Below are 25,687 nucleotides of genomic sequence, written 5' to 3'. Positions count from 1 at the left end.
GTTTGGCGGGATCAGCCCCCATTTTCGACACCGGCGCAACACGACCCCGGATTGTCGAATACGTGACCGAGGAGGCAGGGTGTAGTGATGGGTCCGCGCCCACCCCCGGGGCGCGGCCACCTCGGGAGGGCTTCATGACCATCAACGCGAACAGCTATCCGGACCGGCACACGAACCGGTTCGGAGACAGCGATGGCACCGACGCGTCGAGAGCACGTCGGCTGCTGTCGACCAGCGGCTCCGAGGATCCGGGTGGGTCGGCGGCGGCGGCGCGCCTGCTGGAGATGACCGCCCAGGAGACGGATCGCTGGCGCTCGGAGGCGAAGGGCGAGGCCGACCAGCTCGTCGCGAACGCTCGGGCAGAGGCGGCCGAGCTCATGCGCGGCGCGCGTGCGGAGGCGGACCGCCTCGTGAGTGCTGCACGCGAGGAGGCCACCCGGACGGTGGACGACGCCCGGCTGCAGGCCTACCGGGTGCGCGAGGAGTCAGAGACGCGTCGGGCCGGGCAGGAGGAGGAGATCGCCCGCCTCGACCAGGTGGCGAGCGAGCACCGGGAGCGGCTCCGGCAGCACCTGACCGAGATGCTCGACCGTGTGGACTCCAGCCCCGACGGCGGTCAGTAGCGACAGCAGGCCCGCGGTCACCCGGCCATGGGCAGTGCTTCGGACTGCCAGTTGCCGGAGCGCCCGGCCGCGACGGCCGCGATCTGGGAGCTGAGGTCGAGCTTGCCCAGGATCGCCTTCACCTGGGTGCGGACGGTCGCCTCGGAGACGAAGCGGCGGGTGGCGATCTCGTGGACCGTGTGTCCCGCCATCAGGTGCCGCAGGATCTCGCCCTCCCGGGTCGTGAGCGTGCCGAGACGTTCGCGCCGCAGCTGGCTGGCGGCGTCCTCGTGGCGGTAGACGTCGATCAGTCGGGACCGCTCGTCGTGGCGGAGCAGGGGCTCGCCGTTGCCGGTACGCCGGACGGCGGAGACCAGCGCCGACAGCGGCTCGGTCTTCGGCACGACGCCTCGGGCACCGTGCGCCAGGCACTGCCCCCAGAGCGCCTCGTCCGGGCCCTCGGTGACCGCCACGACCGGCACCCCGGCGCGCGCCAGGGCCTCGATGATCGTCGGCGCGTGGCAGTGGGGACCGAGGTCGGCGTTGATCACGACCACGTCGGGGTGCGAGGCGAGCAGGCGTCGCAGCATCCGATCGCTCTGCCCGGGGCCGGTCGGAACCGGCACCGCCTGGTAGCGGTAGTTGCGTAGCTCCAGCACCATCCCGAAGCACTCGGCGAAGAGTGCGTGCCGGTCGGCGATGGCGACCTTGACCTGACCTGAGCGGCTCATCGTTCCCCCAAACGATTCTGCGCGCCACCCCGAGAGCGAGCCCGGGTCTCCCCTGGCTCTGTGCCACTGGTTGAGTCCGGCTCGCAGCGGAACCGGCGAGTGTGTGAACCCTGCTGGGCTCACCACCATGGTGAACGCGGATGGGTCAGGTCGGGTAGGCCGCGGAGCCCAATTACCCGAATGTGGTGAGCCCGTACGCCGCGCCGCATCCAAGCACGCGCTGCGCGTTGTGGCGGTAGAGCGCAGGCAGCAGCGTGGCGGGCAGGTCGCACCCGCTGATCCGCCAACGGCCCTGGAGGGGGACGTCGCCGTCGTCGACGTACGAGAAGTCCTGGTCGGCGGTCTCGAGGAAGCGCCACCAGCGGTCGTACTCCGAGAGCTTGGGCGGGTAGCAGTCGCTGCCGAAGAGGATGCGGTCGGGGAAGGTCTCGACGAGGCGACGGAAGGCGGCGGGGCGGCGGCCGATCTCGGCGAGGCGGCCGCCGGTGTCGACGTGCCAGTTGGGCAGGCGTTGGAGCGCGGAGCCGACGGCGTCGAGGTCCTCGGCCTGGCAGCCGACGTGGGCGCCGATGAAGGTGGTGGCGGGGCAGGCGCCGACGAGGCGGTGGAGGGCAGCGAGCAGGGCGGCGAAGGTCGGGTGGTCGGGGCCGCCGAACCACCACTCGGGTACGGCGGTGAGCTCGTCGATCCGCTCGTTGGTCTCGTCGAGCGGCTCGAAGAAGGCGACCGGGTCGGCGGTGTGGATGAGGACCGGGAGGCCGAGGTCGCCGGCGGCGCGGCAGAGCTCGACCACGCGCGGGTCGTCCGGGGCGACCAGCCGGCCGGACTGGTCGCGGACGGAGAGGCCGAGGTCCTTCCAGATCTTCAGGCCACGTGCACCGGCGGCCGCTGACTCCGAGAGCTGCGCGGTCAGCGCACCCGGGGTGTCGAGGAGGGACCAGTCGGCCTGGCAGAAGGTGAGGAAGCGGCCGGGGTGGGCGGCGTCGTACCGCGCCAGGTTGTCGGTCAGCTCGCTCCCCCACCTGCCGTCGAGGTTGACCAGGGTCGCGATGCCCGCGGCGTCCATCGTCGCGAGCACGTCCTCGGCGGTCGTCAGCCAGTCGCCGTCGTCGGACAGCCAACGGCCCACGTGGTTGTGGACGTCGATCTTGAGGCCGGGCACCCGCCGAGTGTGGCGGCGTACGGGTCACGATGAGCGATGCGCGCGGACGGTTCTGCGCGTTTGCGCACAACGCTCGACACCCGTTCGGCGCCGGGGCCTTACTGAGCCCGTGAGCCTGACCAGCAACGAGATCGCCGGACAGCCCGCCGCGTGGACCCGGGCCGCGGCGGACGGCGCCCGCGCATCGCTCCCGGCCGCCGGGGCGTCGATGCTCCTCCTCGGGTGCGGTACGTCGGCCTTCGTCGCCCACGCGATGGCGCGGCTGCGCGACGCCGCCGGTCAGGGGCCGACGGACTGGTGCTACGCGTCCGAGCTGCCGGTCGGCCGGCGCTACGAGCACCTGCTCGCGATCAGCCGGTCGGGGACGACGACCGAGATCCTCCAGGCGCTCGACGCCGACGTGGCCAAGGGTGCGAAGCTCGCGTGCGTGACGGCGGTGCCGGGCACGCCGGTGCCGGACCGCTGCGACCAGGTCGTCGCGCTGTCGTACGCCGACGAGTCCTCGATCGTGCAGACCCGCTTCCCGACCACCACGCTGGTGCACTGGCGAGCGGCCCTCGGCGAGGACCTGGGCGGCGTCATCGAGGACGGTCGTACGGCGCTCGCCGCTCCCCTGCCGGTCGACGTGACGGCCTACGACCACTTCGTCTTCCTCGGCCGCGGCTGGACCGTCGGGCTGGCCGACGAGGCGGCGCTGAAGATGCGCGAGTGCGCGCAGGCGTGGTCGGAGAGCTACCCCGCGCTCGACTACCGGCACGGCCCGATCGCGGTCGCCGGCCCGACCACGCTCGTGGTCTCCCTCGGCGGGGTGGACGCCGGGCTGCTCGACGAGGTCCGGGCCACGACCGGAGCCACCGTCGTCGACGAGCCGCTCGACCCGCTGGCCCGGCTGATCACCTGTCAACGCCTGGCGGTCGCCGCGGCCGAGGCCAAGCACCTCGACGTGGATCGCCCACGCAACCTCACGCGCTCTGTCATCCTGTCGCCCCTGGAGGAATCACGATGAGACGCCCGTCCCGCCTCACCGCCGCACTCGCCGTGCTCGCGCTCACCACGCTGGCGGCCTGCTCCTCGGGATCCGACCACTCCGGCACGACCGCCGTCACCACGCTCGACCCCGACAAGGACGTCACCATCACGTGGTGGACCGGCCAGGACAGCGAGGCCGACGAGCTGCTCCAAAAGCTCGCGGACGAGTACACCGCCGACCACCCGAACGTCACCATCGACCTCTCTCCCGGCGCCGACACCACCGACGACCTGCTGCAGAAGCTCCAGGCCGGCTTCGCGTCGGGCGACTACCCGGACGTCTCCTACACCTACGGCAGCTGGGCGTCGGTGCTCGGCAAGTCCGGCCGCACCCTCGACATCTCCGACCAGGTCGCCCAGCCGGACGCCGGGTGGGACGAGTTCCCCGAGGCGGCCCGCGCGACCGCGACCGTCGACGGCCAGGTGATCGGACTGCCCGCCGTGGTCGACAACCTCGGCCTCATCTACAACACCGAGCTCTTCGACGAGGCCGGCCTCGACTACCCCACCGACGACTGGACCTGGGACGACTTCCGCGCCGCGGCGAAGGCGCTGACCGACCCGTCGAAGAACCAGTTCGGTACGGCGTACCCGACCGACGGCGGCGAGGACACCGTGTGGCGCTTCTGGCCGCAGGTGTGGCAGAACGGCGGCGACGTCCTCGACGACGACGGCATGCCGGCCTTCAACTCCCAGGCCGGCGTGGACGCGTTGGAGTACTGGCGCGAGCTCGCCGTCGACGACCAGAGCGTCTACCTCGACCAGACCGACCAGAAGTTCGAGCCGAACTTCTACGCCGGCCACATCGGGATGCTGATCAGCGGCCCGTGGGTCCTCTACGACCTCAAGTCGCACAAGACGCCGTACGCCGTCGCCGAGCTCCCCGGCACCGACGGCAGCCACCAGACGATCTCCGGGCCTGACCTCTGGACGCTCTACGACCACGACGACAGCCAGCGCGCGGCGGCCACCTTCGACTTCATCAACTGGCTCACCCAGCCGGCACAGGACGTGCGCTGGAACCTCGCCTACGGCAACCTGCCGCTGCGCAGCTCGGCGGCCGACACCCCGGAGTTCGCCCAGTACGGCAAGGACTACCCGGGCGCGGACGTCTTCTTCAAGAACCTCGAGAACGCCACCACGCCGCGGCCGACCGTGGTGGGCTACACCGCGATGTCCCGGGCCGTCGGCTCCGCCATCAGCGACGTGCTCCGCGGCGACGGCGATCCCCAGGACAAGCTCGACGAGGCCGCCGACGCCGCCAAGATCGACCTGCAGTAAGCCCCGAGCGAGGAGGACCACGTGACCGCGACGCAGGTCCGCGCACCCGACGGGCTCGGGGCGGGCGAGTCGACGCCCGCGCGCCGCCGTCGCGCCAAGCCGCCTCGGTCGCGACGTACCTGGCGCGAGCAGCTGACCGGCTGGGGCTTCGTGCTGCCGGCGTCGGTGATCGTGGTCGGGCTCTCGGTCTTCCCGGCCGGTTGGGCCTTCGTGATCAGCCGCCAGAAGGCCGACCTCATCTCGCCGGCGGAGAACGTCGGGTGGGACAACTACCGGCTGATCCTCGACGACCCGAACGCGCTCGAGGCGGCCAAGCACACGCTGCTCTTCACCGCGCTCTTCGTCCCGACGTCGATCGTCGCGGGCATCCTGCTGGCGGTCGCGCTCAACCGGCCGCTGCGCTTCCAGTGGTTCTACCGGACCTGCATCTTCGTGCCGTTCGTCGCCTCCGCGGCCGCCACCGGGATCCTCGCCAACTTCGTCTTCGACCCGACGTACGGCATCGCCGACAATCTGCTGCGGGTGCTCGGCCTGCCGCAGCAGGGCTTCCTGGAGGACCCGAACCAGGCGATGGCGGTGCTCGTGCTGATCTGCCTGTGGGGCGAGGTCGGCTTCAACGTCGTCATCTACCTCGCGGCGCTCCAGAGCATCCCGAACGACGTCGTCGAGGCCGCCGTCGTCGACGGTGCCGGCCCGATCTCGGTCTTCCGCTACGTGACGATGCCGGAGCTCGCGCCGGTGACCGTCTTCACCGCGATCTGGCAGACGATCACCGCGCTCCAGCTCTTCGACCTCGTCTACACGACGACGAAGGGCCAACCGGGCGACGCGACCGTCACGATCGTCTACTACCTCTACCGCCAGGCCTTCGAGCTCTTCCACGCCGGCTACGGATCCGCGCTCGCCTACTGCGTCTTCGCGGTGACGATGGTCTTCACGGGGCTGCTCGTCTGGTACGCCCGCCGCTCCGGGACGGAGGCCTTCTGATGGCCGTCGCCCGCGCCCGCCGGGTGCTGCCCTTCTCCGGCTGGCACCTGCTGCTGATGCCGACCGCGCTGCTCTTCGCGCTGCCGCTCGTGTGGATGGTGCTGAGCTCCTTCATGCCCGCCGGCGACATCAACCACTACCCGCCGCGCTTCTGGCCGAGCCGGATCTCCTTCGCCGGCTACACCGGCCTCTTCCAGGACTCCGACATCCTGCGCTGGCTGCTCAACACCACGATCGTCTCGGTGATCGCGATCGTCGCGCACCTGGTGCTGTGCAGCCTGGCCGGCTACGGCTTCGCCCGGCTGCGCTTCGTGGGCCGTGGCGCGGCGTTCTTCCTGATCGTCGCGACGATCATGGTGCCCATCCAGCTGCTGATGATCCCGACGTTCGTGATGTTCAGTCGGCTGCACCTGACCAACTCGCTCGCCGCGGCGTTCGTGCCCTGGCTGGCCAGCGCCTTCGGCATCTTCCTGATGCGGCAGTTCTTCCTGTCGCTGCCCGTCGAGCTCGAGGAGGCCGCGCTCCTCGACGGCTGCAACCGGCTCCAGGTCTTCTGGCGGATCGTGCTGCCGCTGGCCAAGCCCGCGCTCGCGACCCTGGCGATCTTCACCCTGCTCGGCGCGTGGAACGACCTGATCTGGCCGCTGATCGCGATCAACAACCAGGACTCGTTCACCCTCCAGCTGGGGCTCGCCAACTTCCAGGGCGTACGCCGCACCCAGTGGCAGCTGCTGATGGCCGGCAACGTGGTGGCGACCCTGCCGCTGCTGATCGGCTTCGTGGTCGCGCAGAAGCAGTTCGTGCAGACGATGACCTTCAGCGGCCTGAAGGGCTGACCCGCCGGCTGGCTCAGAGGCTGAGCGCGCTCACGTCCCCGGCCGTCGGCGCCTGCGCGTTGGCGCTGCCGGCGGCGGCCGCCGCGACCAGCGCGGTGTCGAGGTCGTGCCCGGCGGCCAGGTCGAGCACGAGCGCGCCGAGGAAGGCGTCACCGCTCCCGGTCGGGTGCCGCCCGTGCGGGCCGGCCGCCACCCGTCGTACGCCGTCGCGGTCCACCGCGACCGCACCGTCCGGACCGCAGGTGACCACCACGACCGGGCTGCCGGCGTACGACGCGAGCCCGGTCGCCAGGTCCTCGGGGGCCGTGTCGTCGGGGCGACGGAGCAGGCCGGCGGCCTCGTGGCGGTTCACCTTGAGCAGGTCGACCGGGACGCCCGAGGCGAGCGCCGTGGCAACGGCGGGCCCGTGGGCGTCGAGCGCCACCGGCCGCTGCCGCGCGGCCGCCGCGAGCAGGACGGCGAGGTCGTGGTGGCCGATGCCCGGTGGGGCCGAGCCGGACACCACCGTCCACGTGGCGTCGGCGGCCGCCTCGTGCGCGACGAGCTCGGCCCAGGCGGCCGTGTCGACCGGGCCGGACGGCTCGTAGAGCTCGGTGGGCGCCGGGTCGCCGAGCACGGTCGTGCACAGCCGGGTCTCGCCGTGCTCGCTCTCGACCAGGTCGGTGCGGAGCCCCTCGGCGCGGGCGAGCTCGCCGAGCCACCGCCCCGGCTGGCCGGCGACGATCCCGGCCAGCACGCTCTCCCCGCCGAGGGCGGCGACCACGCGCGCGACGTTGGCGGCCTTGCCGCCGGCCCGGCGGTGCACGGCGGTCGGGCGGGTGATGGCGCCGGCGCGCAGCGGGGCCGACGTCTCGTAGGTGAGGTCCACCGCCGGGCTCAGCCCGACGCAGCGGATCACGGCAGCACCCCGACCGCGCGGAGCAGGGTGTCGCGGTCGGGCTGCGCCGCCGTACCGCCGACGCCCTGCGTGGAGAGCGTGCCGGCCGCGACCGCCCAGCGCAGCGCCCGCTCGGGCGGCTCCCCCGCCAGCCGGGCCGCGACCCAGGCGGCGTCGAAGGTGTCGCCGGCGCCGGTCGTGTCGACCGGCGTCACGGGGGCCGGCTCCTGCCGGACCACGCCGTCAGCCGTGACGTGCGCGCCGCCCTCGGCGCCGGCCTTGACCACGACCTCGACGCCCCGGGACGCGACGTACGCCGCCGCGTCGAGCCAGTCGTCGGTCCGGTGGCCGAGGGCCTGCGCCCAGAGCACGACCTCACCGTCGTTCGGGAGCAGCGTCCCGGCCGCGTCCGCGAGCGCCGCGAGGTCGGCCCAGGCGCGGGCCGGGTCGTCGTTGGTGTCGACGCTGCTCGACCGGGCGCCGGCGAGCACCGTCGGGAGGTCCGCGCGCAGCCGGGTGACGAGGTACGGCGAGGCGACGTGCACGTGCCGCGCGGCCGCGACGGCCTCGGCCGGGACGTCCGCGGCGGTCAGGCTGCCGATGGCGCCGGCGTGGGTCAGGATCGCCCGGGTGCCGGCGGAGAGCACGACGCTGAGCCCGGTGCCGAGGTCGCCGCGGCGGACGACGAGATCGGTCGCGACACCGTGCTCCTCGAGCATCCCGAGGACGAGGTCGCCGAAGGGGTCGCGGCCGACGGCCGCGACGATCGCGACGTCCACGCCGAGCCGCGCCAGGCCGGCCGCCATGATCGCGCCCGACCCGCCGAGGGTCAGGTCGGCCGCGTCGACCAGCTGCTCGGCCTGCCCGAAGCGCGGCACCACGTCGCCGCGGAGCACGAGGTCGGGGTTGGCGTCGCCGAGCACCACCACGTCATGAGCACGGTCACGGGTCACGTGCGCATTGTGGCGGCTCCGACGGGCGCCGCGGTGGAATGCGCAGGACGGAGTGCGCCCGCGCTCACACGCTCCCGCTCACACCCCCCAGAGCGCCGCCACGTGCCGCGCGTCGGTGCCGCAGCACCCGCCGACGATCCCGAGCGACGGGAGCTGCGGGCGCAGCGCGGTCAGCGACGACGCGAGCAGGCCGAGGTCCCCCTCGTCCAGCTCCTCGGCGGCGTCCAGCTCCTCGTGGGTCATCGTCGAGGCGTTGGGGTTGACCTGCACGATCCGCGAGAGCCAGTCGCCGGCCTCGAGGCCCGGCGCGATGTGGGTCGGGTGGGCGCAGTTGACGACGTACCCGTCCGGCTCGGCCGCCGCGTCGACCCGCTCGACGGCCTCCCGCAGCGAGGTGCCGTCGGGCAGCCGGCCGTCGGTCTCGACGGTGAAGCCGACCAGCACGGGTACGCCGGCGGCCCGCGCGGCACGGACGATGCCGATGCCCTCCTCGGCGCCGGTGAGCGTGTACGCCGCGACCAGGTCGGCGCCCGCGCCGGCGAATGCGGCGACCTGCGCGGAGTGGTAGTCGGCGGCCTCGTCGGGGTCGACCCGCTCGCCCGCGACATAGCCGTCGCCACGCGGACCGATCGCGCCGATCACCCGGACGTCGGGCAGGTCGTAGCCGTCGGCGAGCCCGCGCAGGAAGCCGATCGCGGCCGTGTTGGCCCGGTCGAGGCCGGCGGCGTCGTACCCGACGCGCGCGCCCCAGTCGGGGTTGGCCCGCCAGGTCGGCGACTCCATGGTCAGTCCGGCGCCCGCCCGGCGCGCGACCGCGGCGTACCCGTCGTAGTAGTCGCGCAGCAGCGCTCGGCCCGCGTCGTCCTCGACGAGCGGGAAGGCGGCGAACTCGGGGAGGTCGACGCCGTGGTGGAAGATCAGGTCGGTCTCGAGGCCGCCGTCGCTCACGTGTCGAGCGCCGGCGAGCCAGCTCGGGGCAGTGGCCATGGCTCATGGTGGCACCGGGACACGCCCGGGGCATCCCCAATCTTGACTCATTCAGGAAAGCGGACTTAGATCGACGCGTGACCACGACTCCCGACCTCTCCGAGCAGCTGCGCGGAGCCGGGCTGCGCGTGACACGACCTCGACTGGCCGTGCTCGACGCCGTCTCCGGGCTCCCGCACGCCGACACGGACTCGATCATCGGCGCCGTGCGCCGCGAGCTCCCGTCGGTGTCGCACCAGGCGGTCTACGACTCGCTGCACACGCTCACCGCCGCCGGTCTGGTGCGCCGGATCCAGCCCACCGGCTCCGTCGCGCGCTACGAGACCCGGATCGGCGACAACCACCACCACGTGGTGTGCCGGTCCTGCGGTGCCATCGCCGACGTCGACTGCGCCGTCGGCGAGGCCCCCTGCCTGGACGCCTCCGACCAGCACGGCTTCGTGATCGACGAGGCCGAGGTCATCTACTGGGGCCTGTGCCCCTCCTGCTCCACCGCACGACCGCAGTGAATCCCCATGAAGCAGTGAAATCCCCCGTGAAACCTTGGGAAGGAACCCGATGAGCCAGGACAGCACCACCGAGGGCGGATGCCCCGTTGCCCACGGCGGCAGCGAGAGCGAGAACCCGGCGATCGACGCGCCGACGCCGAAGACCGGCGGTCGCCCGCACAGCAACAAGGACTGGTGGCCCAACCAGCTCGACCTGAGCGTGCTCCACGCCCACTCCTCGAAGGTCAACCCGCTCGACGAGGGCTTCCGCTACTCCGACGCCTTCGCGCAGCTCGACCTCGCCGAGCTCCGCCGCGACATCGTCGAGGTGCTCAACACCTCGCAGGACTGGTGGCCGGCCGACTTCGGCCACTACGGCGGGCTCTTCATCCGGATGAGCTGGCACGCCGCGGGCACCTACCGCATCTACGACGGCCGCGGCGGCGCGGGCGACGGCGCGCAGCGCTTCGCCCCGCTCAACAGCTGGCCGGACAACGCCAACATCGACAAGGCCCGGCGCCTGCTGTGGCCGGTCAAGCAGAAGCACGGCCAGAAGATCTCGTGGGCCGACCTGCTCGTCTACGCCGGCAACGTCGCGCTCGAGGACATGGGCTTCTCGACGTTCGGCTTCGGCTTCGGCCGCGAGGACGTGTGGGAGCCGGAGGAGATCTACTGGGGTCCCGAGGACACCTGGCTGGGCGACGAGCGCTACAGCGGCGAGCGCGACCTCTCCAACCCGCTCGGCGCGGTCCAGATGGGCCTGATCTACGTCAACCCGGAGGGCCCGGGCGGCAACCCGGACCCGCTGGCCTCGGCCCGCGACATCCGCGACACGTTCGGCCGGATGGCGATGAACGACGAGGAGACCGTCGCGCTGATCGCCGGCGGCCACACCTTCGGCAAGACCCACGGCGCCGGTGACGCCGACCTGGTCGGCCCGGAGCCGGAGGCCGCGGGCCTCGAGGAGCAGGGCCTCGGCTGGACCAGCTCCTTCGGCTCGGGCAAGGGCGCCGACGCGATCACCTCGGGTCTCGAGGTCACCTGGACCACCACCCCGACCCGGTGGAGCAACGACTTCTTCAAGATCCTCTTCGGCTACGAGTGGGAGCTCACGAAGAGCCCGGCCGGCGCGCACCAGTGGACCGCGAAGGACGCCGAGGACATCATCCCCGGCCCGACCGCGGACTCCCCCAAGCGCAAGCCGACCATGCTCACCAGCGACCTCGCGCTGCGCTTCGACCCGGAGTACGAGAAGATCTCGCGACGCTTCCTCGAGAACCCCAACGAGTTCGCGCTGGCCTTCGCGAAGGCCTGGTACAAGCTCCTGCACCGCGACATGGGCCCGGTCGCCCGCTACCTCGGCCCGTGGGTGCCCGAGCTCCAGCTCTGGCAGGACCCGGTGCCGGCCGCGACCGGTGAGGCGGTCTCCGACGCCGACGTCGCGTCCCTCAAGGCGAAGATCCTCGACTCCGGCCTCTCGGTCGCCGAGCTGGTCTCCACCGCGTGGGCGTCGGCCGCGAGCTTCCGCGGCACCGACAAGCGCGGCGGTGCCAACGGCGCGCGCATCCGCCTCGAGCCGCAGCGCGGCTGGGAGGTCAACCAGCCCGAGCAGCTCGCCTCGGTCCTCGAGAAGCTCGAGGCGATCCAGGCGGACTTCAACGGCGCCGGCGGCGCCCAGGTGTCCCTGGCCGACCTGATCGTGCTGGCCGGCTCGGCCGCGGTCGAGAAGGCCGCCGCCGACGCTGGCGTCACGGTGACCGTGCCCTTCCACGCCGGCCGCACCGACGCCACCCAGGAGCAGACCGACGTCGACTCCTTCGCGGTGCTCGAGCCGCGCGCCGACGGCTTCCGCAACTACCTGCGGGCCGGCGAGAAGCTCCAGCCCGAGGTGCTGCTGGTCGACAAGGCCTACCTGCTGGAGCTGACCGCTCCGGAGATGACCGTCCTCGTCGGCGGCCTCAGGGCCCTCGGCGCCAACGTCGGCGGCTCGTCGTACGGCGTCCTCACCGACCGCCCCGGCGTGCTGACCAACGACTTCTTCGCCAACCTGCTGGCCACCGGCACGGTGTGGAAGGCCTCGGAGTCGGAGGAGAACGTCTACGAGATCCGCGACGTCGCCTCCGGCGACCTGAAGTGGACGGCCACCGCCGTCGACCTGGTCTTCGGCTCCAACTCGCAGCTGCGGGCGCTGGCCGAGGTCTACGCGAGCGAGGACGCCCGCGAGAAGTTCGTCGCCGACTTCGTGGCCGCGTGGGTCAAGGTCATGGACAACGACCGCTTCGACCTGAGCTGACGCACCCCCACGCTGACCCGGCAGAGACTTTCTGCCGGGTCAGCGTGCTTTCTCGACCTCGCGGACCCGGCTGTGGCTGTGCCCGTAGGCGAAGTAGATGACGAAGCCGAGGACCATCCACACCAGGAACCGCAGCCAGGTCTCGATCGACAGGTTGAGCATCAGGTAGACGCAGACCAGGGCCGAGACGATCGGCAGCACCGGGCTCAGCGGCACGCGGAACGGGCGCTCGAGGTCGGGGCGGCTGCGACGCAGCACCGGGATCGCGATCGAGACCAGCGTGAAGGCGGTCAGGGTGCCGATGTTGACCATCTCCTCCAGCTTGTCGATGGGCGTGAAGCCGGCGATGACGGCGACCGCGACGCCGATGGTGACGGTGATCCGGACCGGGGTGCCGGTGGTCGGGCTGGTCTTGCCGAAGGCGTGCGGGAGCAGGCCGTCGCGGCTCATCGCGAAGAGCACGCGCACGGCGCCGATGATCAGCGTCATCACGACCGTGGTGAGACCGGCGACCGCGCCCGCCGAGATCAGCGTCGCGAAGCCGCTCTTGCCGACGTCGCGGAAGGCCGTGGCGAGCGCGGCGGAGGGGTCGATCTTGTCGTAGGGCACCATCCCGGTGATGACCAGCGCGACCGCGACGTACAGGGCCGTGCAGATGAGCAGCGAGAAGATGATGCCCTTCGGCAGGTCGCGCTGCGGGTCGCGCGCCTCCTCGGCGGTCGTCGCCACGACGTCGAAGCCGATGTAGGCGAAGAAGACCACCGACGCGGCCGAGATGACGCCGAGGACGCCGAAGGTCTGCGGCTCGATGCCGAACGCCCACTGGATGAGCGGCTGGGTCAGGCCGCTCCCCGAGATCGGGTCGGAGGCCGGCGGGATGAACGGGTGGTAGTTGGCGCCGCTGACGTAGAAGAGACCCGCGACGATCACGAACATCACGATGAAGAGCTTGATGCCGACCAGCACCAGGTTGACCCGCAGCGACTCCTTGATGCCGACCGCGATCAGGGTCGTGAGCACCGCGATCAGCAGCACGGCGGCGAGGTTCACGTGTCCCCAGCTGAAGTGCTCGGAGTCGGCCGGCCCGATCGAGTCCGGCCAGCCCAGGCCGATCTCGTCGAGGAAGGTGACGAGGTAGGTGCTCCAGCCCTGGGCGACGACCGACGCGCCGAGCATCAGCTCGAGGATGAGGTCCCAGCCGATGATCCACGCGACCAGCTCGCCGAGCGTGGCGTAGGAGAACGTGTACGCCGAGCCCGCGACCGGCACGGTCGAGGCGAACTCGGCGTAGCACAGCGCGGCGAGGGCGCAGCAGATCGCGGCGATCATGAACGAGAAGACGACGCCGGGACCGGCGTAGTCGGCCGCCACCTCGCCGGTCAGGGTGAAGATGCCGGCGCCGATCACCACGCCGATGCCGAAGACCGTGAGGTCCACGGCGGTCAGCTTCTTCTTGAGCTTGAACTCCGGGTCGTCGGTGTCCTCGAGGGACTGCTCGATCGACTTGGTGCGCAGGACGTTCATGGCTCGACCCTTTCCGGGTCGAGCATGACCGAAACACGGCCCGTGTGCCTACCCTCCGGCGGAGGGGTCGTAGAGCGACACGATCAGTCGACCCGCCTGCACGGCCAGCTCGTGGGTGCTGGTGCCGAACTGCTCGTCGAGCACGGTGTCGACGTCCGCCCCCGGCGCGCTCACCGCGTCGAGCAGCTGCCACGGCGCGTCCTCGCCGTAGGTGTCCGCGAGGTACTGCACCGCGAACCACGCGAGCCCGTAGTGGGCCTCGGAGTCCTCGTCGTTGAACGTCTCGTCGTCGGGCAGGTCGCTGACGCCGGCCTCGGCGGCGGCGAGCGCCTCGTCGGGGATCCGGCGGTCCTGGGGCGCGACCGGAGCGACCGAGACCCACTCGGCCAGGCCCTCGGAGAGCCAGACCGGCGCCGTGTCGTCGTGGCCGCCGACGGCGACGTGGGTGAGCTCGTGGCGGACCAGCCGGTCACGGTCGGGCCCGGGCCGGTCGAGCATCGCCGGGTTGAGCACGAAGCGGGTGCTCTCCCCCACCGGGAACGCCACCGCGTCGAGGTCGCCCGGGTCGTCGCCGGGCAGGTCCTCCAGGCTGTCCAGGAAGGTCTCGTCGGAGAGCGCGTAGACGACGACGGTGCGCGACCAGTCGTAGGGCACCCGGGCGGCGACCGCCGAGATCCCCTCCTCGACCGAGGTGAGCAGCGCGGGGGCGGCGTCGATCGAGTCCGCGTCGAAGATGCCGAGGACGCCGGCCGCCTGGCGCACCTGGATCGCGCCGGTGTCCCAGGGCTGCGGACGGACGTCGTGCTCGGCCTCCCACTCGGCGTCGGTCACCGAGACGAGCCGCATCCGGTCGGGGTCGTGCGGCGCGGCCGCGAAGCGGTAGCGGTCCTCGGTGACGACCGGCGCGGCGTCGTACCCGTCGAGCTGGAGGGCCTGGCGGACGGTCACCCAGTAGGCGTCGCCGTCCCGGACAAGCGAGGCGGGGTCGACGCGGTAGCGGAGCACCGCGATCGGCAGCTGGGTGAGGTCGTCGTACCAGGTCTGCTGCTGGTCGCGGAACACCCGCCCGCCGCCGACCTGGCGCAGGAAGGCGGCGTTGTCGGCGTGTCGTACGGCGTCCGCGCGGGCGTCGAGCGCCGTCCCGATCGTCCGGGCGATGTCGCGCGCCGACGTCGCGGAGGGCGTCGCGGAGCTGCCGTCGCTGCCGCCGGAGCAGGCCGTCAGGGCCGCGAGCCCGAGGAGGGCCGCGGCCAGCGAGCTAGCCCTGCGCCTGGTGGTCGACATCAAGAGGAGAACGACCGTCGGCCAACGAGGTCATCTCCTCCACGATCCCGCGCGCGATCGTCTGCGGGGTGAGGCCGATCCGCTCGAGGATCGCGTCGCGCTTGGCGTGGGAGAGGAACTCCTGCGGGATGCCGTGCAGACGGAAGGGCGTGTGGACGCCGGCGGCGTTGAGGGTCTGCAGCAGGACCGCGCCGCAGCCACCGGTCTCGCCGTTGTCCTCGATGCTGACCACGAGCCGGTGCTGCCGCGCCAGGTCGATGATCGCCGGGTCGACCGGCTTGACCCAGCGCGGGTCGACGACGGTGACGCCGATGCCCTGCGCGACCAGGCGGTCGGCGACGTCGACGGCGACGGTGCCCATCGAGCCGACCGCGACCACGAGGACGTCCTGCGGGCCGGAGCGGGCGAGCACGTCGGCGCCGCCGGCCTTGCCGACCGCCTCGATGTCGGCGGGCGGCGGGCCCTTGGGGTAGCGGATCACGGTGGGGGCGTCGTCGACCTCGACCGCCTCGCCGAGGAGCTCGCGGAGGCGGGCGGCGTCGCGGGGCGCGGCGAGCCGCAGCCCGGGCACCACCTGGAGGATCGACATGTCCCACATGCCGTTGTGGCTGGCGCCGTCGTCGCCGGTGACCCCGGAGCGGTCGAGGCAGAAGGTGACGCCGCACCGGTGCAGCGCGACGTCCATGAGGACCTGGTCGAAGGCGCGGTTGAGGAAGGTGCCGTAGACCGCGAAGACCGGGTGCAGGCCGCCGAGCGCGAGCCCGGCCGCGGAGGTCGCGGCGTGCTGCTCGGCGATGCCGACGTCGAAGGTGCGGTCGGGGAACGCGGCCTCGAACTTGTCCAGGCCGACCGGGTGCATCATCGCCGCGGTGATCGCGACGACGTCCGGCCGGCGGTGGCCGATCTCGACGATCGCGTCGGAGAAGTGGTCGGTCCAGATCGGCCCCTTGGGCTTCTCGGCGCCGGTCTGCACGTCGAAGGGACCCGGGCCGTGGAACTGGTCGGCCTCGTGCCGCTCCGCCGGGTCGTAGCCGTAGCCCTTGCGGGTGATCGCGTGCACGATGACCGGCCCGTTGAAGCGCTTGGCCTGGGCGAGCATCTGCTCCATCGCGACGCGGTCGTGGCCGTCGACGGGGCCGACGTACTTGAGGCCGAGGTCCTCGAAGAGGCCCTGCGGGGCGAGGGCGTCCTTGACGCCCTTCTTCATGGCGTGGAGGGCGTCGTACGCCGCCGGCCCGACGCCGGGGACGGCGTTGAGGCGCCGCTTGACCATGTCGAGGACGTTCTCGTAGCGCGGGTTGGTGCGCAGCGAGGTGAGCGCGGTCGCGAGGCCGCCGATGGTCGGGGTGTAGGAGCGGCCGTTGTCGTTGACGACGATGACCAGGCGGCTCTTCTTGGCGACGGCGATGTTGTTGAGCGCCTCCCAGGCCATGCCGCCGGTGAGCGCCCCGTCGCCGATGACGGCGACCACGTGGCGGTCCTCGCCGCGGATCGTGAAGGCCTTGGCCAGGCCGTCGGCGTAGCTGAGCGCGGTCGAGGCGTGGGAGTTCTCGACGATGTCGTGCTCGGACTCACCCTGGCTCGGGTAGCCGCTGACGCCGCCCTCCTGCCGCAGCTTCTCGAAGCCCGCCTTGCGGCCGGTGAGCAGCTTGTGGACGTAGGCCTGGTGGCCGGTGTCGAAGACGATCCGGTCGTGCGGGGAGTCGAAGGTCCGGTGGATCGCCAGGGTCAGCTCGACGACGCCCAGGTTGGGCCCGATGTGACCACCCGTGCGCGCGCACGTGGTGATCAGGAAGTCCCGGATCTCGCTCGCGAGGCCGTCCAGCTGCGCGTCATCGAGGGCGCGCAGGTCGCGCGGCGACGTGATCGAGTCGAGGGTGCCCATAGCCTGCGAGTCTACGAGGTCACAGCTCGACGACCGCGATCGCGGGCTCGTGGAGGCTGCCGAGCCAGACCCGGCCGTCGTGCTCCCGGACGCCGGTGACCATGTGGTAGCCGGTCGCGGGCAGGTCGAGGTCGTGGACGAGCGTGCCGGCGTCGTCGTACGCCTGGACCCGGACGGTCTGCTTCGGTGCCGGCTGGAGGCGCTCGGGGATCCGGGTCACGGCCTTGCGGACCGGCATCGGCGCCTTCTGGAGCCGCTCGACGAGCGGGTCGACGGGGCTGGCGATGGACACCCACATCAGGCCGTCGCTGCCGCGGGCGATGTTGTCGGGGTAGCCGGGCAGGTCGGTGACGAGGAGGTCGCGGGTGCCGGCCCTCTCCCCCGTCAGCCATCGCCGTACGACGGTGCGCGCGCCGGTCTCGGCGACGGCGACGTACGACTCGTCCGCGGCGAGCGCGACGCCGTTGCCGAAGGCGAGCCCCTCGAGGACCACCTCGATCGTGCCGTCGGTGCCGAGCCGGGCCAGCCGCCCGGTGCGGGTGTCCTGGACGAAGTCGTCCTTCCACTGCTCGATGCCGTAGTGGAGCGAGGAGTCCGTGAACCACACGGTGCCGTCGCCGGCGATCGCGGCGTTGTTGCAGAACATCATCGGCGCCCGGTCGATCCGGTCCGCGACGTCCTCGATCGCGCCGGTGCGCGGGTCGACGCGTAGCACGCCGCGGTGGGCGTCGCAGACCAGCAGCCGGCCGTCGAGGTCGATCTCGATGCCGAGCGGGCGGCCGCCGGTGTGGGCGACCCGGTCGATGCGGCGGCCGTCGTGGGAGACCCGGAAGATGCTGCCGTCCTCGGTGCCGGTGAAGACCGCCCCCTCGTCGGGGCCGGGCCCGCCGACGACGACGTCCTCCGCACCGGGACCGGGAACGGCGATGACCTCGAGTGCGCTCGTCACGCGTCGAGTATGGCGGCGTAAGCCGGAGAGTCCAGGAAGCCGGGCACGACGACGGCGGCGCTGGCCGCCAGGACGAGGCCGCGGGCCGCGGCCGGCTCGACGAAGACGATCTGCCGGCCCTCGCCGACCACGACGTCCCCGTCGGTCAGGTTGGTCGCGGCGTACCAGACCTGCATCGTGTCGAGGGTGCCGTAGGCCTCGTGGAAGATCTGCAGCTCGCGCCAGAGCCGCAGCCCGCCGGGTGGGACCCGGATGCCGGTCTCCTCCTCGAGCTCGCGGTAGGCCGCGGGCTCGTAGTCCTCGCCGTCCTCGACGTGCCCGCCGACCAGGCCCCACGTGTCGGGGTCGATGACGGGGTGCTCGTCGCGCTCCTGGAGCAGGAGCCACCCCCGCGGGTCGACCAGGATCACGCTCGCGAAGCGGTGCATGCGGCCACCGTAGTGTGGACGGGGTGCGCACCCTCGCCCTCGTCCTGGCCGTCACGGCCGCCCTGCTGGTGCCGACCTCCGCGCAGGCGCGCGAGCCGCGCGGGCTCGACGTCACCGGCTGGATCCTCCAGAGCGGCAGCAACCGGCTGGTCGAGCGCAACGCCGGCGGCCTGAGCACGCTGAGCGTCGCCGGGGTGTCGCTGGACGCCCGCGGCGACCGCGTCGCCCGGCCCACGGACGACGCCCTGCGCCTGGCCCGGGCCGCCCGCCGCCAGGGGCTGGCCGCCGAGCTGCTGCTGAGCAACTGGAGCGACCGGCTCGAGGACTTCGACCCGCGCGCCAACCACCGCCTGCTCTCCCACCCGCAGCGGATCCGTGCGGTGGCGCGCCGGATGGCGTCGTACGTCGCCCACGGCGGCTGGGACGGCGTCAACATCGACCTCGAGCGGGTCCGCCGCGGCGACGCGGGCGGGCTGGTCCGGCTCGCGTCGGCGCTGCAGCGGGCGATGCCCGCGGCCCGCACGGTGACCATCGACGTCAGCGCCCGGCAGTCGGTCGCGAGCTACCGGGACGGCGGCTACGACCTCGCCGGGCTGCGCGACGCCGTCGACCGCATCGAGCTGATGACCTACGACGAGCACGGGCCCGGCTGGTCCGGCGCGGGGCCGGTCGGCGGGCTGCCGTGGCAGCGCCGCTGCCTCGACGCGATCCTCGACCTCGTCCCGGCCGACCAGGTCGACCTCGGGGTCGCCGGCTACGGCTACACCTGGCCCCAGGAGGGCACCGGGCGGACCGTGACCGTGGCGCAGGCCCGCCGGCTGGTCGAGCACGACGGCGTCGAGGCCCGCTGGCGGGCCCGCCAGGGCGAGTGGACGGCGGTCCTGGCCGACGGCACCCGGATGTGGTGGTCGGACCGCCGCTCCTACGCCCAGCGGGCCGATCTCGCGCGTGCGCGGGGCCTTCACGGACTTGCGGTATGGCGCCTCGGATCGGCGGACACCCTGCGCTGACGCGCACTACATTGCGCGCATGCGGATCGGCGTGCTGGGCACCACCGTCGCCACGGCGCCCTCCGGACCGGTCAACCTGGGCGGTCCCAAGCAGCGCGCCCTGCTCGCCGCGCTCGCCCTGCACCGCGGCCGCGCCGTCTCCGCCGACACCCTGGCGGACCTGGTCTGGGACGGCAGTCCGCCGCCCGGGGTGGCCGGCACCCTGCAGGGGTACGTCGCCGGCCTGCGCCGGGCGCTCGAGCCGGACCGGACGAGTCGCGGCGGCGGCACGCTGCTGGTGACCGAGCAGCCGGGCTATGCGCTGCGGCTGCCCGACGACGCGCTCGACACGGTCGCGTTCGAGAGCACGGTCGCCCGGGTCCACGGCCAGGTCGCCCCGCTCGCCGAGGCGCTGTGCCGCAGCCGGCCGCTGCCGCCGCGCTCCCCCGGCGTACCGGAGCTGTCGACGTTGCACGACGCCCTCGAGGAGGCGCTCGAGCTGTGGCGCGGCGTGCCCTTCGCCGAGCTCGGCGAGGTCGCCGCGGCCGCGGCCGAGCGGGCCCGGCTCGACGAGCTCCGCGTGCTCGCCGGCGAGGACCGCGCGGCGCTCGGGATCCTGCTCGGCCTGCACGCCACCGCCGCCGCCGAGCTCGAGGTCCTCACCCGGGCGCACCCGCTGCGCGAGCGGGCCTGGGCGCTGCGGGCGCTCGCGCTGGCCGGCTCCGGCCGGCAGGCCGACGCGCTGGCCGTGCTCCGCGAGGTCCGCGACGTGCTCGACGAGGAGCTCGGCCTGGAGCCCGGACCCGAGCTGCGCGCCGTGCAGACAGCGGTGCTGCGCCAGGAGACCCCCGCGACCCCGGAGCCCGGGCCGGTCGCCGCGCCCGCACCCACGCCGACCGCACCGGCCACCCACGCACCGCTCCCGATCCCGACCCTCTGGCCCTGGTCGCTGGCCGGCCGCGACGACGAGCTCGCCGCCCTGCGCGCGCTCGTCGACGGCGTCGTCGCCGGAGGCGCCGCCTCCCCGGCGTTCGTGGCGCTGACCGGCGAGCCCGGGATCGGCAAGAGCCGGCTGACGATCGAGGTGGCGCAGTACGCCGCGGAGCACGGCGTCACGATCGCCTGGGGCCGCTGCTCCCAGGACGACGGCGCCCCGGCGCTCTGGCCGTGGGCGACGATCCTCGAGCGGCTCGGCGCCAGCCTGCCGTCCAGCCGGTCCGCGACGGACGAGTCGTCGGCGTTCCGGGCCTGGGAGACGATGGTCGAGACGGTGCTGGCCGCGGCCGAGCAGGGCCCGCTCATGCTCGTGCTCGACGACCTGCACTGGGCCGACACCTCCAGCCTGCGGGTGCTCCGCCTGCTGACCGAGGCGGTCGCCGCGGAGAGCCCGGCCCGGCTGCTCGTGGTCGCGACCTGGCGCGAGCACCCCGTCCCGACCGGTGCGCTCGCCGAGGTGGCCGAGGCGCTGGCCCGCAAGCACGCGCTGCGGCTCCAGCTGCGCGGCATCTCGGCCGAGGCCGCTGCCCAGGTCTTCGCGCAGGTCGCGGAGGTCGACCCCGGCGACGCGGACGCCCGCGAGCTGCGCGAGCGCACCGAGGGCAACCCCTTCTTCCTCGTGGAGTACGCCCGCCTCGCCAAGGACAACGGCGTCGCCGCCCTCGCGACCGAGACCCGACCGCCGGCGGCGGTGCACGAGGTGCTGACGCGGCGCTTCGCGCACCTCGACGGCCCGACCCAGGACCTGCTCCAGGTCGCCAGCGTGGTCGGCCGGATCTTCGACCTGGCCACGGTCGCGGCTGTCGCGGGCGTCGACGAGGACAGCGCGCTCGACCGGCTCGACCCGGCCATCGAGGCCGGCCTGGTCGCCGAGGACGGCGTCGACCGCTTCCGCTTCAACCACGCCCTGGTCCGCGACGCGGTGCTCAGCGGGCTCGCCCAGTCGCGCCGTGCGCGGGTGCACGGTCGCGCCGCCGAGTCGCTCACCGGGCAGCCCGGCCGCGAGACCGAGGTGGCGCGGCACTGGCTCTCCGCCGGCCCTCGCTACGTCGCGGCCGCGTGGCCGGCCGCGCAGGCGGCGGCCCGCAAGGCCACGGACGTCTTCGCCTACGTCGAGGCGCTCGAGATGCTCGAGTACGCCCTCCGCGCGGAGGACGAGGACCGGGGCTCGGCGCCGGCCGCCCGCTTCGAGCTGCTGGCGGACCTCGCCGACGTCCTGCGTCGGGCCGGCCGCTGGCTCGAGCTGCGCGAGGTCGCCCACGAGGCGATCGACCTGGCCCAGGAGCTCGACGACGTCGACCTGCTGATCACCGCCGGGACGATGACCAGCACCGGGGCGCTCTGGGCGCCGGGCGGTGGCGACGTGGACGAGGTCGTGGTGGCCGCGCTCCGCGGCGCGCTCGACCGGCTGCCCGAAGGCGACGACCCGCGCCGCTGCCGGCTGATGCTCGCCCTCGCCGGCGAGATCTACTACGGCGTCCAGCCGCAGGAGCGCGACGCGCTCGCCGACGAGGCGATCGCGATGGCCCGGCGCCTCGACGACCCGGTGCTGCTCGTCACCGCCCTGGTCAAGGGCGTCATCGCCATCACCCGCGGCGCCACCGCGCGCCGGCGCCTGGAGCTGACCGCCGAGGCGGTGGACCTGGCCCGCGAGCTCGGCGACCGGGTCGGCCTGGTCTCGGCGCTCACCCTGCGCGGGGTGGCGGCCGGCGAGGTCGGCGACATCGCCGTGCTCGACGCGTGCCTGGCCGCGGGTCGCACCGAGGCGGACCGGATCCGGCACGTCTACGCCCAGCTGGTGCTGAGCTCGCTCGAGGTCTCCTGGTCCGCGATGCGCGGCCGCACCGACCTGGTCGACCGGCGCGTGGGCGAGATGGTCGACCTCGGCCAGCTGCTCACCATCCCGGGCACCTCCGAGTCGATCTCGGGGGCGCTGATGATGCAGTACCTCTGGCGCGGCGAGGAGGCGGTCGTGCTCTCGGTCCTCAAGGACCTGCCGGAGGGCGGCTGGATCGCGGTCGCACCCCCGTTGCTGACCATGCTGTGCCGGACCGGCGCCCTCGAGGAGGCCCAGGTCTACCTCGACGCCCACCGCGAGGTGATCGACGCCGGGCTCGACGACGACACGTGGTACTCCCCCATGGCCTGGAGCATGGCGGCCGAGACCGCCTGCCACCTGGGCGAGCGCGAGCTCGCGGCCGCGGCGTACGACCGTCTCTCGGGCCTCGCCGGGCACGCCGCGAGCGCCGGCTCGGGCAGCACGATCGGCCCGGTGGACGCGTTCCTGGCGATGGCCGCGCACGCCACCGGCCAGGACGACCTCGCCACCCGGCACGCCGACCGGGCGGTCGAGCTGTGCGCCGCGTGGGAGATCCCCCTGGCCGGTGACTGGGTGCGGCGCACCCGCGAGCACTTCGGCTTCTAGGCCGGGCCGAGCACTCAGGCGAAGCGGAACGCGGCGGCCTCGCGGCGGGCGTAGCGGCGCCGGGTGAGCCGCCAGATCAGCTGGAAGCCGGCGCCGCCGGGCTGGGCGAAGACCCGGTCGAGGGCCTCGCGCGGCATCCGGTGCGCCGCCCACGGGACGATCCGGACCACCTTGCCGAGGGTCCGGTCCTTCGGGTTGGCGTGCTCCTCCTCGATCCGGTGCCAGTCCTCCGCGGTCAGCACCCGCTGGATGATCGCGATCGCGTCGGTCTCCTCGTGCGCGAGGTGCCGGCGCAGCGACTCCCGCGCGGCGCAGACCCGGACGGCGAGTGCCGCCCGGGCGTCCTCGTCGGCGCGCTCGGCGAGCCGGCGGAAGCCGGCCGCGCACGACTCGAGCAGCGGGTCGATCTCCTCGTGCTCGGCCTCCATCGCCTCGAGGGTGGCGACGTCGGCCGGCGAGCAGGTCGCGAGCACGGCGGGCCACACGCCCTCGTCCTCGACGGTGTGGTGCTCGTGGAGGACCTCCGCGAAGAGCTCCCAGCGGTCGGCGAGGAGCTGCCAGGTGCGCCGCTCGCCCGCCGGGGTCTGCTTGACCGCGGCCGCGAAGAGGTCGAGGTCGCGCCGGAAGGCGTGGTGCATCACGTACATCAGGTGCATGTCGATCGGGCCGTCCGGGGCGGCCACCTGGCCGGGCAGCCGGAGCTGCCGCGGCCAGGTGGGCTGACGGGTGCTGGTCATCTCAGGCCCCGACCTTCTCGCCGGACCCGGCGCTGTCCAGCTCGTCCCAGATCTCCTCGTCGGTGGCGTGCTCCTCGGCAGCGATGCTCGGGAGCAGGCGGTCGAGCCAGGCCGGCAGCCACCAGTTCCACCTGCCGAGGAGGGTCATGGTCGCGGGGACCAGGACCATCCGGACGACGGTCGCGTCGAGCAGGATCGCGGTGGCCATGCCGAAGCCGAGCATCTTCACGGTGAGGTCCGCCTCGGTGGCGAAGCCGAGGAAGACGACGACCATGATCGCGGCGGCGGCCGAGATCACCCGGCCGGTCGCGGCCAGGCCGCGCTCGACGCTGCCCCTCGCGTCCCCGGTGCGCAGCCAGTCCTCGCGGATCCGGGAGAGCAGGAAGACCTCGTAGTCCATCGACAACCCGAAGAGGATCGCGAAGTTGAGGATCGGGACCCAGCTCGAGACCGGCACGGAGTGGTCGATGCCCAGCAGGCTGGTGCCCCAGCCCCACTGGAAGACCGCGACGAGGATGCCGTACGACGCGGCGATCGACAGCAGGTTCATCACCGCCGCCTTGATCGGCACCACGACGGAGCGGAACATCATCGCGAGCAGCAGCACCGAGACGCCGACGACGAAGCCCACCACGATCCACAGCCGCGCGGAGAGCATGCCGGTGATGTCGGAGAAGAACGCCGTCGTACCCGTGACCTCGACCCCGGCCGGCAGGTCCGAGCGGAGCTGTGCGACCAGGTCGTCGATCCCCTCGTCGGTCGGGCCGACCGCGGGCTGCGCGTCGAAGACGCTGAGCGCGCCGTCGGGGGTGGCGACCGGGTCGGTGACCCCGACGATGCCGGGCTCGCCCGCGACCTGCGCGGCGACGCTGCGGGCGTCGGCCCGGGCGTTGTCGACGACGATCGTGAACGTGCCGTTGGCACCAGCGCCGTACTCGCTCTCGACGAGGTCGTAGCTGCGACGCAGGGTCGAGTCGGACGGGTTGCTGCGGCCGTCCTGCGGCCAGGTGCGCATCGCCAGGGTCGGCGCGGCCAGGGCGAGCAGGAAGATCACCGCGGCCAGGGCGGCGGCGACCGGCCGGCGGGCGACGCCGGCGGCCCAGCGGGCCGCGAACGGCGGGCGGGTGCGCTCCGGCGTACGGCCGAGGCGGACCTTCCGCGAGAGCATCCGGCGTCCGGCCAGGCCGCACAGCGCGGGCACCAGGGTGAGTGCCGACGCGAGGACGGCGATCACCGCGATGGCGGTGGCGTAGCCGAAGGACGAGTAGACCGGGAGCCCCGCGAGGCGCAGGCCGAGCAGCGAGATGAGCACCGTGGCGGCGGCGAACACCACCGACCGGCCGGCCGTCGCCATCGCGCGGCCGGCGGCCTCGCGCTTGTCCAGACCGCCGCGCAGGAACTCGACGTGGCGGGTGACCAGGAGCAGCGCGTAGTCGATGCCGACGCCGAGGCCGACCATGGTCGCGATGGTGGGCGCCGCGGTGGACACGTCCATGGTCGCCGCGAGCAGGGTGACGCCGGCCGAGCCGACGGCGAGGCCGATGAGGGCGACCGCGAGCGGGAGGCCGGCCGCGACGACCGAGCCGAAGGTCAGCACCAGCAGCGCGAGGGCCGCGATGACGCCGGCGAGCTCGCCGGTGCCCTTGAGGCTGGTGATCACGCTGTTGGGCAGCTCACCGCCGAGCTCGACCTGGAGGCCCTCGTCGCGGAGCGGCTGGACCGCGTCCTCGAGCGGGTCGACCGACTTCTCCTTGACCATGTCCGGGTCGGTGACCGGGACGTCGTAGGTCAGGTAGTAGAGGGCGGTGTCGGCGTCGGAGGAGAGCCGCGGCTCGGAGACGGTGCCGACGTGGTCGAGGGCGGCGAGCCGCTCGGCCGTCGCGGTCAGCGCCGCCTGCGGCAGCGGGTCGCCGTGCGGGTCGTGGACGACCACCTGGGCGGAGGTGCCGCCGGCGGCCGGCAGGTGGTCCCGCAGCTGCTCGATGCCGGTCTGCGACCGCGCACCCGGGACGTCGTAGTTGTCGTGGGTGGTGCCGCCCGACGCGCCGGCGAGGCCGAACGCGGCGATGACGACGAGCACCCAGGCGGAGATCGTCCGCCACGGGTGGGCCGCCGCGGCGGAGCCGAGGCGGTGGAGGAAGCGAGACACGGTGGTTCTCCCGTCGGGGTGCGCAGCGGGTGCGCTGCGGAGCTGGCTGTCAGCCTGACTCTGACGGGGGGTACTTGAGGTCGACTGGGAGTCGA

21 protein-coding genes are annotated in these 25,687 nt (G+C 73.2%); 9 read left to right on the top strand and 12 right to left on the bottom strand.

Annotation, left to right across the window (positions count from 1 at the left end):
- The first annotated feature begins 134 nt into the window (after nucleotides 1–134).
- Nucleotides 135–623: an SPFH domain-containing protein gene (locus K8U61_RS11205; RefSeq protein WP_224123104.1), complete on the top strand. Its 489-nt coding sequence runs from the start codon at nucleotides 135–137 to the stop codon at nucleotides 621–623.
- A 17-nt stretch (nucleotides 624–640) separates the two neighbouring features.
- Here K8U61_RS11205 and K8U61_RS11200 read toward each other — a convergent pair whose 3' ends face one another.
- Entirely contained in the window at nucleotides 641–1,333 is a 693-nt protein-coding gene (locus K8U61_RS11200; RefSeq protein ID WP_224123103.1) for a helix-turn-helix transcriptional regulator, read from the bottom strand.
- Between the two features lie 172 nt (nucleotides 1,334–1,505).
- Nucleotides 1,506–2,495 (bottom strand): amidohydrolase family protein, encoded by a 990-nt coding sequence (locus K8U61_RS11195; protein ID WP_224123102.1) that lies wholly within the window; start codon nucleotides 2,493–2,495, stop codon nucleotides 1,506–1,508.
- A gap of 109 nt (nucleotides 2,496–2,604) precedes the next feature.
- Between K8U61_RS11195 and K8U61_RS11190 the strand changes: the two genes are divergently transcribed.
- From K8U61_RS11190 to K8U61_RS11175, 4 genes are read left to right on the top strand one after another with little or no spacing between them, the layout of a single operon-like run.
- Nucleotides 2,605–3,501: an SIS domain-containing protein gene (locus K8U61_RS11190; RefSeq protein ID WP_224123101.1), complete on the top strand. Its 897-nt coding sequence runs from the start codon at nucleotides 2,605–2,607 to the stop codon at nucleotides 3,499–3,501.
- On the top strand, nucleotides 3,498–4,805 hold the full coding sequence (locus K8U61_RS11185) for an ABC transporter substrate-binding protein (RefSeq protein WP_224123100.1): 1,308 nt from the start codon (nucleotides 3,498–3,500) through the stop codon (nucleotides 4,803–4,805). Before K8U61_RS11190 ends, K8U61_RS11185 begins: the two co-directional genes overlap by 4 nt.
- Before the next feature lie 21 nt (nucleotides 4,806–4,826).
- The gene (locus tag K8U61_RS11180; protein ID WP_224123099.1) at nucleotides 4,827–5,792 is read left to right on the top strand and encodes a carbohydrate ABC transporter permease; all 966 of its coding nucleotides are present in this window, start codon (nucleotides 4,827–4,829) and stop codon (nucleotides 5,790–5,792) included.
- Nucleotides 5,792–6,628: a carbohydrate ABC transporter permease gene (locus K8U61_RS11175; RefSeq protein WP_224123098.1), complete on the top strand. Its 837-nt coding sequence runs from the start codon at nucleotides 5,792–5,794 to the stop codon at nucleotides 6,626–6,628. Before K8U61_RS11180 ends, K8U61_RS11175 begins: the two co-directional genes overlap by 1 nt.
- A gap of 13 nt (nucleotides 6,629–6,641) precedes the next feature.
- On the opposite strand, the gene K8U61_RS11170 is transcribed toward K8U61_RS11175, so the two are convergent.
- The 3 genes from K8U61_RS11170 to K8U61_RS11160 all read right to left on the bottom strand — a co-directional run bounded on the left by K8U61_RS11170 (nucleotide 6,642) and on the right by K8U61_RS11160 (nucleotide 9,445).
- Nucleotides 6,642–7,526 (bottom strand): 1-phosphofructokinase family hexose kinase, encoded by an 885-nt coding sequence (locus K8U61_RS11170; RefSeq protein ID WP_224123097.1) that lies wholly within the window; start codon nucleotides 7,524–7,526, stop codon nucleotides 6,642–6,644.
- The gene (locus K8U61_RS11165) at nucleotides 7,523–8,458 is read right to left on the bottom strand and encodes a carbohydrate kinase family protein (protein WP_224123096.1); all 936 of its coding nucleotides are present in this window, start codon (nucleotides 8,456–8,458) and stop codon (nucleotides 7,523–7,525) included. Before K8U61_RS11165 ends, K8U61_RS11170 begins: the two co-directional genes overlap by 4 nt.
- A gap of 78 nt (nucleotides 8,459–8,536) precedes the next feature.
- Nucleotides 8,537–9,445: a homocysteine S-methyltransferase family protein gene (locus K8U61_RS11160; RefSeq protein ID WP_224123095.1), complete on the bottom strand. Its 909-nt coding sequence runs from the start codon at nucleotides 9,443–9,445 to the stop codon at nucleotides 8,537–8,539.
- Between the two features lie 77 nt (nucleotides 9,446–9,522).
- On the opposite strand from K8U61_RS11160, the gene K8U61_RS11155 reads away from it, so the two are divergent.
- Together K8U61_RS11155 and katG are read left to right on the top strand one after the other, a co-directional pair.
- A complete protein-coding gene (locus tag K8U61_RS11155; protein ID WP_224123094.1) occupies nucleotides 9,523–9,954 on the top strand; it encodes a Fur family transcriptional regulator in 432 nt (143 codons plus the stop codon).
- 49 nt (nucleotides 9,955–10,003) lie between these two features.
- Nucleotides 10,004–12,226, top strand: a complete 2,223-nt coding sequence (katG, locus tag K8U61_RS11150) for a catalase/peroxidase HPI (RefSeq protein ID WP_224123093.1) — start codon at nucleotides 10,004–10,006, stop codon at nucleotides 12,224–12,226.
- A gap of 39 nt (nucleotides 12,227–12,265) precedes the next feature.
- Here katG and K8U61_RS11145 read toward each other — a convergent pair whose 3' ends face one another.
- From K8U61_RS11145 to K8U61_RS11125, 5 genes are read right to left on the bottom strand one after another with little or no spacing between them, the layout of a single operon-like run.
- Nucleotides 12,266–13,750: an amino acid permease gene (locus tag K8U61_RS11145; protein WP_224123092.1), complete on the bottom strand. Its 1,485-nt coding sequence runs from the start codon at nucleotides 13,748–13,750 to the stop codon at nucleotides 12,266–12,268.
- A gap of 48 nt (nucleotides 13,751–13,798) precedes the next feature.
- Nucleotides 13,799–15,034: a gluzincin family metallopeptidase gene (locus K8U61_RS11140; protein ID WP_224123091.1), complete on the bottom strand. Its 1,236-nt coding sequence runs from the start codon at nucleotides 15,032–15,034 to the stop codon at nucleotides 13,799–13,801.
- A complete protein-coding gene (gene dxs / locus K8U61_RS11135; RefSeq protein WP_224123090.1) occupies nucleotides 15,009–16,919 on the bottom strand; it encodes a 1-deoxy-D-xylulose-5-phosphate synthase in 1,911 nt (636 codons plus the stop codon). Before dxs ends, K8U61_RS11140 begins: the two co-directional genes overlap by 26 nt.
- Before the next feature lie 19 nt (nucleotides 16,920–16,938).
- Nucleotides 16,939–17,868 (bottom strand): SMP-30/gluconolactonase/LRE family protein, encoded by a 930-nt coding sequence (locus K8U61_RS11130; protein WP_224123089.1) that lies wholly within the window; start codon nucleotides 17,866–17,868, stop codon nucleotides 16,939–16,941.
- Complete coding sequence (locus tag K8U61_RS11125) at nucleotides 17,865–18,296, bottom strand: NUDIX domain-containing protein (protein ID WP_224123088.1); 432 nt, start codon at nucleotides 18,294–18,296, stop codon at nucleotides 17,865–17,867. The genes K8U61_RS11130 and K8U61_RS11125 overlap by 4 nt, the downstream gene beginning before the upstream one ends.
- 23 nt (nucleotides 18,297–18,319) lie before the next feature.
- Between K8U61_RS11125 and K8U61_RS11120 the strand changes: the two genes are divergently transcribed.
- Both K8U61_RS11120 and K8U61_RS11115 read left to right on the top strand, forming a co-directional pair.
- On the top strand, nucleotides 18,320–19,306 hold the full coding sequence (locus K8U61_RS11120; protein WP_224123087.1) for a glycosyl hydrolase family 18 protein: 987 nt from the start codon (nucleotides 18,320–18,322) through the stop codon (nucleotides 19,304–19,306).
- A gap of 19 nt (nucleotides 19,307–19,325) precedes the next feature.
- On the top strand, nucleotides 19,326–22,706 hold the full coding sequence (locus K8U61_RS11115) for an ATP-binding protein (RefSeq protein WP_224123086.1): 3,381 nt from the start codon (nucleotides 19,326–19,328) through the stop codon (nucleotides 22,704–22,706).
- Nucleotides 22,707–22,720: 14 nt separating this feature from the next.
- On the opposite strand, the gene K8U61_RS11110 is transcribed toward K8U61_RS11115, so the two are convergent.
- Complete coding sequence (locus K8U61_RS11110) at nucleotides 22,721–23,443, bottom strand: hemerythrin domain-containing protein (protein WP_224123085.1); 723 nt, start codon at nucleotides 23,441–23,443, stop codon at nucleotides 22,721–22,723.
- Between the two features lies 1 nt (nucleotide 23,444).
- Nucleotides 23,445–25,592, bottom strand: coding sequence for an MMPL family transporter (locus K8U61_RS25450; RefSeq protein ID WP_224123084.1), 2,148 nt, complete (start codon nucleotides 25,590–25,592; stop codon nucleotides 23,445–23,447).
- Nucleotides 25,593–25,687 lie beyond the last annotated feature (95 nt).

The sequence above is a fragment of the Nocardioides mangrovi genome (assembly GCF_020073815.1).
Classification (GTDB): domain Bacteria; phylum Actinomycetota; class Actinomycetes; order Propionibacteriales; family Nocardioidaceae; genus Nocardioides; species Nocardioides mangrovi.
Note: the sequence above shows the minus strand (reverse complement) of the source record. Positions and strands in the feature narration are given on the sequence as shown.